The organism is Saccharothrix sp. 6-C, from assembly GCF_016695385.1.
Lineage (GTDB): Bacteria > Actinomycetota > Actinomycetes > Mycobacteriales > Pseudonocardiaceae > Actinosynnema > Actinosynnema texasense.
This window is the reverse complement of record NZ_CP064192.1, coordinates 4949035-4963204: the sequence shown is the minus strand read 5'-3', so window position 1 is coordinate 4963204 and position 14170 is coordinate 4949035. Positions and strand designations below refer to the sequence as shown.

General features: G+C 72.9%; 12 protein-coding genes. 9 read left to right on the top strand and 3 right to left on the bottom strand.

Translation table 11 applies throughout. From position 1 onward, the window contains the following. The first annotated feature begins 71 nt into the window (after positions 1–71). Positions 72–1043 carry a sugar kinase gene (locus tag IOD16_RS20695; protein ID WP_201441476.1) on the top strand — a complete coding sequence of 324 codons (972 nt, stop codon included), beginning with the start codon at positions 72–74 and terminating at the stop codon, positions 1041–1043. Between the two features lie 74 nt (positions 1044–1117). Here IOD16_RS20695 and IOD16_RS20690 read toward each other — a convergent pair whose 3' ends face one another. Beyond that, complete coding sequence (locus IOD16_RS20690) at positions 1118–2227, bottom strand: LacI family DNA-binding transcriptional regulator (protein WP_236594247.1); 1110 nt, start codon at positions 2225–2227, stop codon at positions 1118–1120. Between the two features lie 184 nt (positions 2228–2411). On the opposite strand from IOD16_RS20690, the gene kduI reads away from it, so the two are divergent. Both kduI and IOD16_RS20680 read left to right on the top strand, forming a co-directional pair. Continuing rightward, positions 2412–3200: a 5-dehydro-4-deoxy-D-glucuronate isomerase gene (kduI, locus tag IOD16_RS20685; RefSeq protein WP_201435752.1), complete on the top strand. Its 789-nt coding sequence runs from the start codon at positions 2412–2414 to the stop codon at positions 3198–3200. Next, a complete protein-coding gene (locus IOD16_RS20680) occupies positions 3197–3967 on the top strand; it encodes an SDR family oxidoreductase (RefSeq protein WP_201435751.1) in 771 nt (256 codons plus the stop codon). Before kduI ends, IOD16_RS20680 begins: the two co-directional genes overlap by 4 nt. A gap of 15 nt (positions 3968–3982) precedes the next feature. Here IOD16_RS20680 and IOD16_RS20675 read toward each other — a convergent pair whose 3' ends face one another. Further along, entirely contained in the window at positions 3983–5092 is a 1110-nt protein-coding gene (locus IOD16_RS20675; protein ID WP_236594246.1) for a substrate-binding domain-containing protein, read from the bottom strand. Positions 5093–5436: 344 nt separating this feature from the next. Here IOD16_RS20675 and IOD16_RS20670 point away from each other — a divergent pair, with 344 nt between their 5' ends. The 6 genes from IOD16_RS20670 to IOD16_RS20645 all read left to right on the top strand — a co-directional run bounded on the left by IOD16_RS20670 (position 5437) and on the right by IOD16_RS20645 (position 12597). Next, entirely contained in the window at positions 5437–7401 is a 1965-nt protein-coding gene (locus tag IOD16_RS20670) for a DUF2264 domain-containing protein (RefSeq protein WP_201435750.1), read from the top strand. Positions 7402–7474: 73 nt separating this feature from the next. Then, entirely contained in the window at positions 7475–8779 is a 1305-nt protein-coding gene (locus IOD16_RS20665) for an ABC transporter substrate-binding protein (protein WP_201435749.1), read from the top strand. A 76-nt stretch (positions 8780–8855) separates the two neighbouring features. Next, the gene (locus IOD16_RS20660) at positions 8856–9782 is read left to right on the top strand and encodes a carbohydrate ABC transporter permease (RefSeq protein ID WP_201435748.1); all 927 of its coding nucleotides are present in this window, start codon (positions 8856–8858) and stop codon (positions 9780–9782) included. Continuing rightward, on the top strand, positions 9782–10690 hold the full coding sequence (locus IOD16_RS20655; protein WP_201435747.1) for a carbohydrate ABC transporter permease: 909 nt from the start codon (positions 9782–9784) through the stop codon (positions 10688–10690). The genes IOD16_RS20660 and IOD16_RS20655 overlap by 1 nt, the downstream gene beginning before the upstream one ends. A 5-nt stretch (positions 10691–10695) precedes the next feature. After that, on the top strand, positions 10696–11403 hold the full coding sequence (locus tag IOD16_RS20650; protein ID WP_201435746.1) for a DUF624 domain-containing protein: 708 nt from the start codon (positions 10696–10698) through the stop codon (positions 11401–11403). A 9-nt stretch (positions 11404–11412) separates the two neighbouring features. Next, a complete protein-coding gene (locus tag IOD16_RS20645) occupies positions 11413–12597 on the top strand; it encodes a glycoside hydrolase family 88 protein (protein ID WP_201435745.1) in 1185 nt (394 codons plus the stop codon). A 49-nt stretch (positions 12598–12646) separates the two neighbouring features. On the opposite strand, the gene IOD16_RS20640 is transcribed toward IOD16_RS20645, so the two are convergent. Further along, positions 12647–14098 carry a glycoside hydrolase family 43 protein gene (locus tag IOD16_RS20640; RefSeq protein WP_201435744.1) on the bottom strand — a complete coding sequence of 484 codons (1452 nt, stop codon included), beginning with the start codon at positions 14096–14098 and terminating at the stop codon, positions 12647–12649. Between the last annotated feature and the right edge of the window lie 72 nt (positions 14099–14170).

Below are 14170 nucleotides of genomic sequence, written 5' to 3'. Positions count from 1 at the left end.
GGTCAAGCACTATTTGATCGTTTACGATCGTTTTGTTCGAGCCTGAGCCCGAAGGAGTCGAAGTGGTCGCGGTGCTGTGCGTTGGCGAGACCATGGCCGTGTTCACCCCCGCCGAAACCGGGCCTCCCGAGCAGGTGCGCGCCTGGACGCGCGGCGTCGGCGGCGCGGAGTCCAACGTGGCCTGCGCCCTGGCCGCGCTCGGCGTGCCCGTCGGCTGGGTGAGCGCGGTGGGCGACGACCCGTTCGGGCGGGCGGTCGTCGCGTCCGTGGCGCAGGCCGGGGTGGACGTCTCGCGCGTGCTCGTCGACCCGACCCGCCCCACCGGGCTCTACGTCAAGGAAGCGGGCAGGACCGGCAGCGCGGTGCGCTACTACCGCGCCGGCTCGGCGGCGTCCGCGCTCGGGCCGGACCTGGTCGATCGACTCGACCTGGGCGCGGTGTCGCACGTGCACCTGACCGGCATCACGGCGGCGCTGTCGCCGTCCTGCCTGGCCCTCGTGCGCGCGTTGCTGGACCACCCCGGGATCACGACGTCGTTCGACGTGAACTGGCGGCCGGCGCTGTGGGGGCCGTCCGGGCCGGAGGTGCTCCGGTCCCTGGCCGCCCGCGCGGACATCGCCCTGGTCGGCGACGACGAGGCCGAGGCGCTGTGGGGCGTGTCCGGGCCGGCCGCGGTCCGCGAGGTGCTGCCGGAGCCCGGCACGGTGGTCGTCAAGCAGGGGGCGGCCGGCGCGACCGTGCTGGCGGCCGGCTCGGCGCCGGTGTTCGAACCCGCGTTGGCAGTGGACGTCGTCGAGCCGGTCGGCGCGGGCGACGCCTTCGCCGCCGGTTTCCTGGCGGGCCTGCTGGCCGACCACCCGCCGGCCCGCTGCCTGCGCTCGGGCCACCTGGCCGCGGCCGGCGCGCTGTGCACGATGTCCGACGTGGCCGTGCCGCTGCCGCCGGCCGACGTGGCACGGCTGCTCGTCGCCGATCCGGCCGCGTGGGCCGCCGCCCGGATCAGCGCGGCCGGGGTGCGGGACGGTGTGGCCGGGGTGCGGTGATGAGCCGGGGCGCGTGGGAGGGGATGCGGAGCCGTGCGGCTGGTGTGCGGGTCGGCGTTGCCGGCGTGCGGCGATCAGCGCACGGCCCGCGTGCGCGCGTCGGTCGAGGCGCGTTCACGCAGTTCGGAGCTGAGGACCACCCGGCGCACCGGCCGGTCCGGGCCCTGGGCCAGGCGTTCGAGCGCCAGGTGCACGGCGGTGCTGCCGACGGCGTACTTGGGCGGGCGCATGGCGGTGAGCGGGGGGTGGGCGAACCGGGCGACCTCGTCGTCGTACGCGACGACCGAGAGGTCGGCGGGCACCCGGATGCCGCGCTCCTCGGCCCGCTGCACCAGCGACACCGCCTCCCGGTCGGAGTGCACGACCAGCGCGGTGGCGTGGTGCTCGGCGCACAGGTCCAGGACCCGGTCGACGTCGACCGCCCAGCCCGGCTCGTAGTAGGCGGCGACGCTCACCTCGGGGGCCGGGGTCAGGCCGAGGTCGGTCATCGCGTGGTGCCAGCCGTCGCGGACCTGCCCGGAGGTGGGGCTGGTGGCGCTGATCGCCAACCCGATGCCGCGGTGGCCCTGGCCGTGCAGGTGGCGGACGGCGAGCTCCGCGCCCGCCGCGTGGTCGGTGCGCACGGACTCGACGTGCTGCCGGTAGGGGCCGGACACCGCCGAGCGCTCCACCAGCACCACCGGCACGGGCAGGGCCGTCAGCCACGCGAGCAGCTCCTCGGCCCCGGCCCCCCGGGTCGGCGGTGCGACGAGCAACGCGTCCACCGCGCCGCTGCCGATCATCCACTCGACCTGGTGCCGCACGTCGTCGACCTGGTAGGACGCGCCGCGCAGCACGAGCCGGGCGCACTTCTCGTGCGCGGTGTCCTGCGCGCCGCGGATGACCTCCGGCCAGTAGTAGTCCAGCGACGGCACGACCATCCCGATCGCCGGCGTGGCGTCCGCGCCCCCGGCTTCGGCGGGCAGGTCGTCGACCAGCCTGACACCGCCGTGCACCCGTTCCACCAAGCCCTCGGCGGCCAGGTCGTTCACGTCCCGCCGCACGGTGACCGGGGTGACGCCCATGGCCTGCGCGATGTGCGTGATGCGCACGACGCCCCGGCCCGCCAAGTGCTCCAGCAGCCACTGCCGTCGGGCGGCGGGCAGCATCGCGCCCCTCGCCTCCGCACCCGGTTTGTCCGCCATGACCGCCTGCTCGCCTCGTGGTCCTGATCGAAACTGATCGTAACAAGCAAACTGTACAGTCTTGCCCTTCCTTTGTGTCTGAGATTGACTGTTTCCTGCCATCAAGTGTGTGAAACGATCGACTCTAGGAAGGCGACGCAACGTGGAGCAGCGCTACGCGACCGCGCCGCGGCAGGTCCCGTCCATGACCACGGACGACCTGCGGCAGCACTACCTGGTCGAAGACCTGTTCGCCGACGGCGAGGTGCGCGCGGTGCACAGCCACCACGACCGGGTCGTGCTGGTGGGCGCGCTGCCGCGCGGCGGCCCGCTGAGCCTGCCGGCGTTCCCGGAGCTGAGGTCGGAGCGGTTCTTCGACCGCCGCGAAGCCGGGATCGTCAACGTGGGCGGACCGGGCACGGTGACCGTCGACGGCGAGGAGCACCGGCTCGAACCGACCGCGTGCCTGTACGTCGGCCGAGGCGTCGAGGAGGTGTCGTTCGCGTCCGACGACGCCGACGCGCCCGCCGCCTTCTACCTGTTCTCCGCGCCCGCGCACACCGCCCACCCGACCGTGCTGGTGGAGCCGGGCGCCGGCACCGTGCGGGAGCTGGGCGACCCGCTGACGTCGAACCGCCGGACGCTGACCCAGTACATCCACGAGAACGGCGTCCGCAGCTGCCAGGTCGTGATGGGCGTGACGACGCTGCACGCGGGCAGCATGTGGAACACGATGCCCGCGCACACCCACGAGCGCCGCACGGAGGTGTACCTCTACTTCGGCCTGCCCGAGGACGCCCGGGTGGTGCACCTGATGGGTGAGCCGAGCGAGACCCGGCACCTGGTCGTGGCCGACCGCCAGGCGGTGATCTCGCCGCCGTGGTCGGTGCACAGCGGCGTCGGCACCGCCGCCTACAGCTTCGTCTGGGCCATGGCGGGGGAGAACCAGGCGTTCGACGACATGGACCCGCACCCCGCGGCGGCGCTGCGATGACGTCGGAGGTGGCCGGCCTGCTCGACCTGACCGGCAGGACCGCCGCCGTCACCGGGGCCGGGCGCGGCATCGGGCTGGCCGTGGCGCGGCTGCTGGCCGCCGCGGGCGCGGACGTCATCGGCATCGGCTCGTCCATGCCCGAGGGCGACAGCCCGGCGCGGGCCGCGGTCGAGGGCGAGGGCCGGGTGTTCACCCCCGTGCGCACCGACCTGGCCGACCACGCGCAGGTGGCCGAGCTGGGGGCGCTGCTGGCCGGGCGGGAGGTGGACGTCCTGGTCAACAACGGCGGCACGATCCGCCGCGCGCCCGCCGCCGAGCACTCCGACGCCGACTTCGACCACGTGCTCGACGTCAACCTGCGCGCCACCTGGACGCTGTCGCGCGACGTCGGCCGGGTGATGCTGGCCCGCGGCTCGGGCCGGATCGTCAACGTCGCGTCGATGCTGAGCTTCCAGGGCGGCATCACCGTGCCCGGGTACACGGCGTCGAAGTCCGCGGTGGCCGGCCTGACCAAGGCCCTGGCCAACGAGTGGGCGCAGCGCGGCGTCAACGTCAACGCCGTCGCGCCCGGCTACGTCGCCACCGACAACACCGGCGCCCTGCGCTCGGACCCGGACCGCAACCGGTCCATCCTCGAGCGCATCCCGGCGGGGCGCTGGGCCGAACCGGAGGACATCGCGGGCGCGGTGCTGTTCCTGTGCTCCCGCGCGGCCGACTACGTGCACGGCGTCGTCCTCCCGGTCGACGGCGGCTGGCTGGCCCGCTGAGCCGGGCGGACGCGGTCAGTCGGGCGGCGGGACCGACGAGCCGCGCACCCGCAGGGACGGGGTGATCACCACCCGGTGCGACGGCCGGTCGGGGTCGTGCAGCCGGGCCGCCAGCAACGACACCGCCGCCCGACCGATGGAGCGCCGCGCCGGGCGCACGGCGGTGAGCGCCGGGGTGAACAACGCCGCCACCTCGTCGTCGTAGGCCACGACCGACAACCCGGCGGGCACCTGGATGCCGCGCTGCTCGGCGCGCTGGACCAGGGCCATCGCCTCGGTGTCGGCGTGCACGAGCACCGCCGTGGTGCCGGTGGCGGCCAACCCGTCGAGCACCCCGTCCAGCGCGGTGTCCCACCCGGGCGTGCCCGGCGCCGGGACGGCGGTGTCCACGGTGGACCGCGGGTCGAGGCCGGTCTCGGCGCACGCGTCGAGCCAGCCCCGGTGCACGTGCGGCGAGGTCGGGCTGTGCTCGCTGGTCACCATGCCGACCTTGCGGTGGCCCAGGGACACGAGGTGGTGCACGGCCATGGCCGCGCCCAGGGCGTGGTCGGACACCACCGACTCCACGACCGCCTGGCGCGGGCCGACCGTCGCGACGCGCTCGACGAGCACGACCGGGGTGTCGATGGTGCTCAGCCACTCGATCGTGGCCGCCGCCGACGGAGCGGTCAGGCTCGGCGCGGCGATCAGCCCGCACACGTCCTCGTTGTCCAGCAGCCGCTCCAGCTGGGGCCGGTCGTCGGCGCTCTCGTAGGACGAACCCCGCAGCAGGATCCGCAAGCCGTTCGCGGACGCCTCCTCCTCCGCGCCGCGCACCACTTCCGGCCAGTAGTAGTCGAGGGAGGGGACCAGCATGCCCGCGGCGCCGAAGTACGCGGGCTCCGCCGGGAGGTCCAGCGGCTGGGCGGCGGGCGGCAGGAGCTCGGCGGTGGGCAGCGTGGCGCCTCCGTGCACCCGGCGCAGCAGGCCCTCGCCGTCGAGGTGGGCGATGTCGCGGCGCAGCGTCACGGCGGTGACGCCCATCCTGTCGCTGAGGTCGGAGATCCGGACCATGCCGTCCCGGTGCAGCGCTTCGAGGATCGACGCGCGCCTCTTCGCGGCGAGCGTGCGGGACTCGGCGCTCACGACGCCTCCGCCGCGGTGGCGCTGGGCGACGGCGCCGTGGCGTCGGGCCGGGGTCCCGCGGTCGGCCGGACCGCCACCCGCTTCCTGCCGGCGCCACCGTGCCCCCTGCGCGCTTTCGTCACCGCACGTCCTCTCGTCGTTGATCGAGGCCCCAATTATGTGGGCGGCTCGCGGAGGCACCTCACGGCGGCAGGCCGGGGCGGTCGGGGGATCGGCGTGTTCATGTGAGTCTTGACACGATCGCTCATGCACGTATTTACTACTTGACAGCCAAAGCGATCAAAAACGAAAGCAACTGTGCTGTTTTTGATCGAACGCCTTCGACGAAGAAGGACGACGAGTACATGCCGCCCGAACCTCTCCTGAGGGCAGACGCACCACCGACCCCGCCCGGCGGGTGGACCCGCGAGAAGTGGGCCGGCACGGCCGACGCCATGCTGCGCGCCGTGCGCCCGTACGCCTCGCCGGGGCACGCGCGCATCACCCTGCCCGGTCCGGCCGGCGGGTACGGGACCGAGGTGGACGGCCTGGAGGGCTTCGCCCGCACCTTCCTGCTCGCCGGGTTCCGGATCACGGGTGAACGCGGAGCCGACCCGGACAACCTCCTCGAGTTCTACGCCGAGGGCATCGCGGCGGGCACCGACCCCTCGTCCCCCGAGCGCTGGGTGCGCCTGGACGAGCACGGTCAGGCCAAGGTCGAGGCCGCGTCGCTGGCGCTCGCCCTCGACCTGACCCGCCCCTGGCTGTGGGACCGGCTCGACCCGGCCGTCCAGGAGCGGTTCGTCGACTACCTCGCCCCCGCGGTGGGCGACCGGACCTACCCGCAGACCAACTGGGTGTGGTTCCGGCTGGTCGTGCAGGCGTTCCTGCGGTCGGTCGGCGGTCCCTGGTCCGCCGAGGACGTCGCCGAGGACCTCGCCACCCACGACGGCTTCCTCCGCCGGGGCGGCTGGATGGCCGACGGCCACGAGCGCTCGTTCGACCACTACGTGGGCTGGGCGCTGCACGTCTACCCGCTGCTGTGGTCGCGGATGCCGGGTGCGGCGGGGTTCGCCGAGGACCGCCGGGTGCGGGACGACGCGCTGCTCGACCGCTACCTGCTCGACGCCGTGCACCTGGTCGGCGCCGACGGGTCGCCGCTGCTGCAGGGCCGCAGCCTGACCTACCGGTTCGCCGCCGGCGCGCCGTTCTGGGCCGGGGTGCTCGCCGGGGTGCCGTCCACCCCGGCGGGGGTGCTGCGCCGGGCGGCGTCGAGCGTCGTGCGCCACTTCGTCGACCGGGACGGCTTCGACGAACGCGGACTGCTGTCGCTCGGCTGGCACGGCCGGTGGCCGCGGCTCGCGCAGTCGTACTCGGGCCCCGGCTCGCCGTACTGGGCCGTGAAGGGCATGCTCGGGTTGGTCCTGCCCGCCGACCACCCGGTGTGGGCGACCGGTGAACTGCCGCTGCCGGTCGAGCGGGGCGACTACCTGCGGGCGGTCGAGGCGCCGGGCTGGCTGGTGAGCGGCACCGCCGCCGACGGCGTCGTGCGGATCGTCAACCACGGCACGGACCACGCCCTCCCCGGCGACACCAGGGGCGACTCGCCGCTGTACGCGCGTTTCGGCTACTCCACCGCCACCAGTCCGCTGCTGGACCGCGACAGCTGGGTCGACCCGCACGACCAGGCCGTCGTCCTGGTGGACGCCGAGGGCCGGGCGTCCCACCGGTCCGGCATGGCGCCCGGCCCGACGGAGGTGCTCGACGTCGACGGGGTCACCGTGGGAACCGCGTCCTCGTCCGGCCCGGTCCGCTGGCTGGAGCCCGACGACGCGCAGAAGCACCACGGTTCGGGCTGGGAGGGCCGCCACCACGACGCCGGGACGGTCGCGGTGCACTCGCTCGTCCGCGGTCCGTGGGAGGTGCGCCTGGTCCGGGTCGACGAGGTTTCCCGCGACCGCCCGCCGGTGAGCCTGGAGCTGTCCGGGTGGGCCGTCGCGGGCGCGGAACCGGAGACCCTCGCCACCGACCCGCCGTGCGCCCGCGGCGACGGCGGAGCGCAGTCGACGCTCGTGGTCCTCCTGGGGGAGACGACCGACTCGGGCGTGTCCCGGCACGCGGACGCGAGCCCCCTGGGACCCGTCGCCGCGGTGCCGTGGACGCGCCACCCCGTCCTGCCCGGCGAGTGGTTCGCCGCGCTGCTCGAACTGACCCGCGACGCCCGGCCCTGGTCGGCCGAACCCGAGGTGCGGCTCTCGCGCGGTGGCACGACGACCTGGGTCACCACCCGGTGGCCCGACGGCGCGCAGACCCGCACCGCGCTGTCCTGACCGGCGGTCCGCCACCCGGCGCCGCCTGAGCACTCCCCGTCCTCCCCACCGCTCGACCAGGAAGTGAAGGACCATGCGACACCGCCATGCCAGGCGGACCGCCCTCGCGGTCGCCGTCACCGCCCTCACCCTCACCGCCACCGCCTGCGGCGCCGACGAAGCCGCCGACAGCGGCGGGCCGGTCACCCTGACGATGAGCGCGTGGAGCCTCAACTCCACCCCGGAGTTCCAGAAGCTCGCCGACGGGTTCCACCAGCGCAACCCCGACGTGAAGGTGGAGTTCAAGGAGTACGACGCCACCAACTACGACACCCAGCTGACCGCCGACCTGGCCGCCGGCAGCGGGCCCGACGTCTTCGCCCACAAGACCCTCAAGAACTTCATCACCTACCAGGCCGGCGAGCAGCTGCTGGACGTCTCCGACGTCGCCGACGGCCTGGGCGACAAGGTGAACGGCCTGGGCAACTACAAAGTGGACGGTGTCACCTACTCCGTGCCGTACCGCCAGGACTCCTGGTACGTCTTCTACAACAAGGACCTCTTCGCGGCGGCCGGCGTGATGCCGCCCACCGAGACGTGGACGTGGGCGGAGTACGAGCGGACCGTGGCGGACCTCTCGGCGGGGCTCAAGACCGCGGGCTCCCCGGCCAAGGCCGCCTACCAGCACGTGTGGCAGTCCACCGTGCAGGGCCTGGCGCTGGCGCAGACCCCCGGCGCGGACCTCGACAGCGGCGACTACGGCTATTACGCGCCCTACTACCAGCGGGCACTGAAGCAGCAGGAGTCGGGCGCGCAGGTGGACTACGGCACGGCCACCACCAACACGTTGCAGTACCAGGCGCAGTTCGGCACGCAGCAGGCGGCGACGATGCTGATGGGCAGCTGGTACGTCGCCACCCTCGTCGCGCAGCAGAAGTCCGGCGCCGCGCAGTCGTTCAAGTGGGGCTTCGCCCCGGCGCCGCAGCGCGACGCGAGCACCAAGGACAAGCCGGTCACCTTCGGCGACCCCACCGGCCTGGGCATCAACGCCGCCATCGACGAGAACAAGGTCAAGGCGGCCAAGGAGTTCCTGTCCTACGTGGCGGGGGAGGGCGGCGCCACCGCGCTGGCCTCCATCGGCATCACGCCCGCGGCGCTGACCGAGCAGGTGGCCAAGGCCTACTTCGAGGTCCAGGGCGTGCCGACCGACGAGCTCTCGCTGTTCACCTTCAACAACCACGACACCCGCCCGGAGAACCCCGTCTCGCCGCAGACGGCCGCGTTGCAGAACATCCTGCAGGAGACGCACTCGGCGATCATGTCCGGGAGCACCCCGGTGGACGAGGCGCTCGCCAAGGCGGGCGCACGGGCCCGCAGCGAGGTCCTCGAGTCCAAGTGACGACCCGGCGCGGGCCCGGCGCCGCCGGGCCCGCGCCGCCCCCAGCACACCCCCTACGCAGGAGCACAGAGAGCCGATGAGCACCACGACGGTCGGCGGTCCGCGCAGCACCGGCGCGGACCGGACGAAGCGGTGGTACCGGGCGCGCCGGTCATTGCAGGGCGCGTCGTTCGTCCTGCCGAACTTCCTCGGCTTCGGCCTGCTCACCCTGGGCCCGGTCGTCGCGCTGTTCTACATCTCGTTCACCAACTGGAACGTCTTCGGCAAGGCCAAGTGGATCGGGCTGGACAACTTCACCCGCCTGCTCGGCGACGCGAGCTTCCACCGCGCGCTGCTCAACACCCTGTACTACTCCGCGTTCCACATCCCGCTCACGCTGGTGACGAGCCTGGGCCTGGCCCTGCTGCTCAACCGCAGGCTGCGGGGCGTGGCGTTCTTCCGCACCGCCGCGTTCTTCCCCTACGTCACCTCGATCGTGGCCATCGCCATCGCGTGGAACCTGCTGTTCAGCCGCGACGCCGGGCCGATCAACCAGATCCTCGGCCTGTTCGGGGTCGACGACCCGCCCGGCTGGACCGCGTCCTCGACCTGGGCCATGCCCGCCGTGATCATCGTCGGCGTCTGGCGCGAGATGGGCTACTACATGCTCCTCTTCCTCGCCGGCCTGCAGACCGTCCCGCCCGAGCTGCACGAGGCCGCCCGCATCGACGGGGCGAACGCCTGGGCGCGCTTGCGCAACGTCACGCTGCCGTGCCTGCGCCCCACCACGTTCTTCGTCACCGTGATGCTCACCATCGGCAGCTTCAAGGTCTTCGACCTCATCCTGGTGATGACCAACGGCGGCCCCGGCCAGTCCACCCTCGTGCTCTCCCAGTACATCTACCAGAAAGGCCTGGTGGAGAACCGGTTCGGCTACGCCTCCGCGATCTCCGTCGTGCTGTTCGCGCTCTGCATGCTGGTCACGGTCGTGCAGTTCGTCATCAACCGCAGGAGGAACGCCTGATGACCGCGTCGCACACCGCGCTCGACCTCGCCGCGCCAGGGCCGGCCGGAGCCGGTCCCGCCGCGCCGTCCGGACGCGGCGGCACGCGGCTCCCCGCGCCGGGCAAGGTCCTGGGCTACGCCGTCCTGGTGGTGGCGGCGGCCGGCCTGCTGCTGCCGTTCTTCTGGATGGTGTCCTCCTCGCTGAAGACCGCCAACGGCGTCTTCTCCATCCCGGTGACCTGGTTCCCCGAGTCGCCGCAGTGGGCGAACTACGTCGAGATCTGGCGGATCTCGGACATGCTGGTGTGGCTGAAGAACACGGTCTTCCTCTCGGTGGTCGTGACCGTGCTCCAGCTGCTCACCGGCAGCTTCGCCGCCTACGGGTTCGCCAAGGCCCGCTTCCCGGGGCGCAACCTGCTGTTCCTGGTCTACATCGGCACGATCGCGGTGCCGTGGCAGGCGTACATGATCCCGCAGTTCATCATGATGTCCGAGGTCGGCCTGACCAACACGCCGTGGGCCGTCATCGCCCTGCAGGCGTTCAGCGCCTTCGGCGTGTTCCTGATGCGGCAGTACTACCTGACCATCCCCGACGAGCTGTGCGAGGCCGCCAGGGTGGACGGCCTGAGCGAGTACGGCATCTACTTCCGGATCATGCTGCCGCTGTCCGTGCCCGCGCTGGCCAGCCTGGCCCTGCTCACCTTCGTCACCACCTGGAACGACTACCTCGGCCCGCTGATCTACCTGCGCGACCCGGACCTGTGGACCATCCAGCTGGGGCTGAAGTCGTTCGTCAGCGAGTACAACGCCGAACACGCGTTGATCATGACCGGCTCGGTGCTGTCCGTGGTGCCGATCGCGGTGGTGTTCCTCCTGGGGCAGAAGTACTTCGTCCAGGGTGTCGCGACCAGCGGGTTGAAGGGCTGAGGACCGTGTCGCACGAGATCTACGCGCGGGTGTTCACCACCGCCTACGCGCTGCTGGCCACCAGTGCGCTCGTGGTGGGCGCCACCGCGCCGTTCCTGGCCGTGCTGCTGTTCACGCCCGTCACGGCCAGTTGGCCGCTGCTGGTGCTGACGGCCCCGTTCCTCGGACCGGCCTTCGCCGCCGCGCACGCCGTGTTCGGCTCCCTCGCGCAGGACGACGGCGCGCCGGTCGTGCGGGGTTTCCTGCGCGCCTGGCGCCGGCACGGCCGCCGGTCGGCCATCGTGGCCGGCGCCGCGGCCGCCCTCCTGGTCGTGCTGGCCGTCGACGTCCGCGCGGCCTGGGGCTCACCCGTCGGCGCGGTCGCCATCCCCGTCCTGGTCGTGCTCGCCGCCCTCGCCGCGGTCACCGCGCTGGTGGCGCTCACCGGCGTGGTCGAACACCCCGACGTGCCGCTGGGGCGTCTCCTGCGGGCCTGCCTGTTCCTCGCGCTTCGCCGCCCGCAGTTCACCGTCGTCTCGTCGGCGGCGCTGTGGGTGCTGGCGGCGGCCGTCGGCGCCGTGCCCGTGCCGGCGCTCGCCCTGCTGACCGGACCGGCGCTGTACGTCGTCTGGGTGGGCAGCCGCGCGACCCTGAAGCCCCTCCGCGCCGTCCCGGGCTCCGAGCCCGACCCGCGGCGCGCTGACCCGCGCCCGTCGTTCCGTCACCCGTTCTGAGGGAGAACCATGTCCGCGGAAGCAGACCGCGCCGCACCGACCACCGACCACCTGGCCGTGGCCTGGAACGCCGCCGTGGCGACCGTCCGGGCCAACATCGCCGACTTCACCGCCTGGTACCCGGACGACACGACCACCGCGGGCGCGTACCGGCCGCGCACGGCCCGCGACGGCCAACCCGAAGGCGCCAACGTCGGGTGGACCACCGGCTTCTGGCCGGGGATGCTGTGGCTGGTCTGGGAGGCCACCGGCGACGACGCCGTGCTGCGGGCCGCGCGGCACCAGGTCGACAGCTTCGCCGACCGCGTCCGGCGCGGGATCGACCTCGACACCCACGACCTCGGTTTCCTCTACACCCTGTCCAGCGTGACGCCGTACCGGCTGCTCGGCGACGAGGGGGCGCGCGACGCCGCGCTGAAGGCCGCGGACCACCTGATGGACCGCTTCCTGGAACCGGCGGGCATCCTGCAGGCCTGGGGCGACCTGGAGAACCCGCTGCAACGCGGCCGCACGATCGTCGACAGCCTGATGAACGTGCCGCTGCTGTACTGGGCGGCCGAGACGACCGGCTCGCCGTCGTACTCCGACGCCGCGATCCGCCACACCGAGCAGCTGCGGCAGCACATCATCCGCCCGGACGGCACCACGTTCCACACCTACTACTGGGACCCGGAGACCGGCGAACCCCTGCGCGGCGGCACCGAGCAGGGCCACCAGGACGGCTCCTGCTGGGCCCGCGGGCAGGCGTGGGGCGTCTACGGCTTCGCGCTCGGCTACCGGCACGCGCGGCGGGAGTCGTTCCTCGACGCGGCCAGGCGCTGCGCCGACTACTTCCTCACCCGCCTGCCGGAGGACCGCATCGCCTACTGGGACCTCGTGTTCACCGACGGCAGCGGACAGGAACGCGACTCCTCGGCCGCCGCCATCGCCGCGTGCGGCCTGTACGAGCTCGCGGAGCACCTGGAGGACCAGGGCGCCGCCCAGCGCTACCGCGCCGAGGCCGACGCCATGCTGGACAGCCTGGCCACCTCCTACTCGACCGCGCGCGAGCCGGGGTCCACCGCGCTGCTCCTGCACGGCGTCTACGACAAGCCCAAGGACGTCGGCGTGGACGAGGGGAGCCTCTGGGGCGACTACTTCTACCTGGAGGCCCTGAGCCGCCGGCTGCGGCCCGACTGGCGCAGCTACTGGTGACGTGACGGGGGTGGGCGCCGCGAGCGCCCACCCCCGCTCCGCCACCTGGTCAGCTCGTCAGCCGGAACGTGGCGTCGGCGCGGCCCGTCGCGTCGGTGATCTGGTCGAGCCGGAGCTGGTAGGCGTAGTGCCGGAGGTACCGGTCGGGGTGGCTGTAGGCCTGGAACGACGACCACGACGCCGAGGCGAGCCCGGCGACCTGGCGGAACGTGGCGTCGGCCTTGAACGCCGAGCTGCCGTCGTCCGCCGCGAGCACGAAGTCGAAGTTGTTGTGCCGCAGGTAGTAGCCGGGGTAGTTGACCGACTGGAACGACACGGTCCCCGAGCCCGCCAGACCGGGCATCACCCGGAACTGGGCGTCCTGGGCCGGGCTGACGTTCGGGTCGATGCGCACGTCGAAGTCGGCGTGGCGGACGTAGCGGTCCTGGAAGTTGTAGGACTGGATGCGGTTGACGGGGCTGGTCGCGCCCCACTTGGCCAGGACGCGGCCCTCCTCGGCGGCGGTGAGGTTGAGGATCGAGCCGTGCCGCTTGCGGGTCGCGCCGAGGTTGTAGTCCGACACCGCGCGGAAGTTGCGGGTGCTGCCGAGGTTGGTCGAGGCGATCGGCATGTACCCGCGACCGGTGGCGTACTGGTCCAGCCACAGCGCCCACTCGGCGCGGCCGTTGAACTGCATCCACATCGGGCCCTCGACCACGTTGCCGCCGCCGGTGCCGTTGGAGATGCCCATGTGCGAGAGGTTGCCGATGGTCGTCCACGAGCCGAGGATCGAGTTGCTGCCCTCGACGGTGATGTGGCCGTCGGCGGAGGCCCGGTAGTAGCGGTAGCCGCCGACGCTCCCGGGCGACTCGACGATCTGGGTGTCGATGATGCCCTGGCCCGCGCCCCGGTCGATGTAGAGCACCGGCGAGCTGACGCTGCGGAAGTCCTTGGTGCGGACGTAGTAGATGCGGTGCTTGGTCACGCCGTTGAGCGCCGCGTTGGTCGCCCAGTAGACGACGTACTCGCCGGACGTGGGGTCGTAGATGGCCTCCGGCGCCCAGGCGTTGCCCGCGCCGGGGATGCCGGACGCGACGTCGAGCAGCCGCGGCGCGGACCAGGTGACCAGGTCGGTCGACTCCCACACGACCAGCGACCTGCTGCCCCGGTTCGCGGCGTCGGACCACGACGTGCCGCTCGCGATGCGCAGGTCGGTGGCGATGATCCAGTACCGGTCGCCGGCGGGGGAGCGGACGAGCGCGGGATCGCGCACACCGCGCGTGCCCACGGTGGACAGCAGCACGGGCGCGCCGTTGTTGAGGTCGGTCCAGCGCAGTCCGTCGCGGCTGTGCGCGAGGTAGATCTGCTCGCCGGTCGCGTGCTCGCCGGTGAAGTGCGCCATCAGGTAGCCGGTGAACGGTTCCAGCGCCTCGGCGCGCCGGTCGGTGGTGACCGACCAGGACGTGAACAGCAGGGCGACGGCGGCGACCAGCGCGCCGATCCTCGTCGGTGTTCGTGGCACGGGTGATCTCCCTTGATCACGGGGTGGGTCACGATCGGGGCGGTGCGGTTGTCCGGGCAAGGCGGGTGAGCG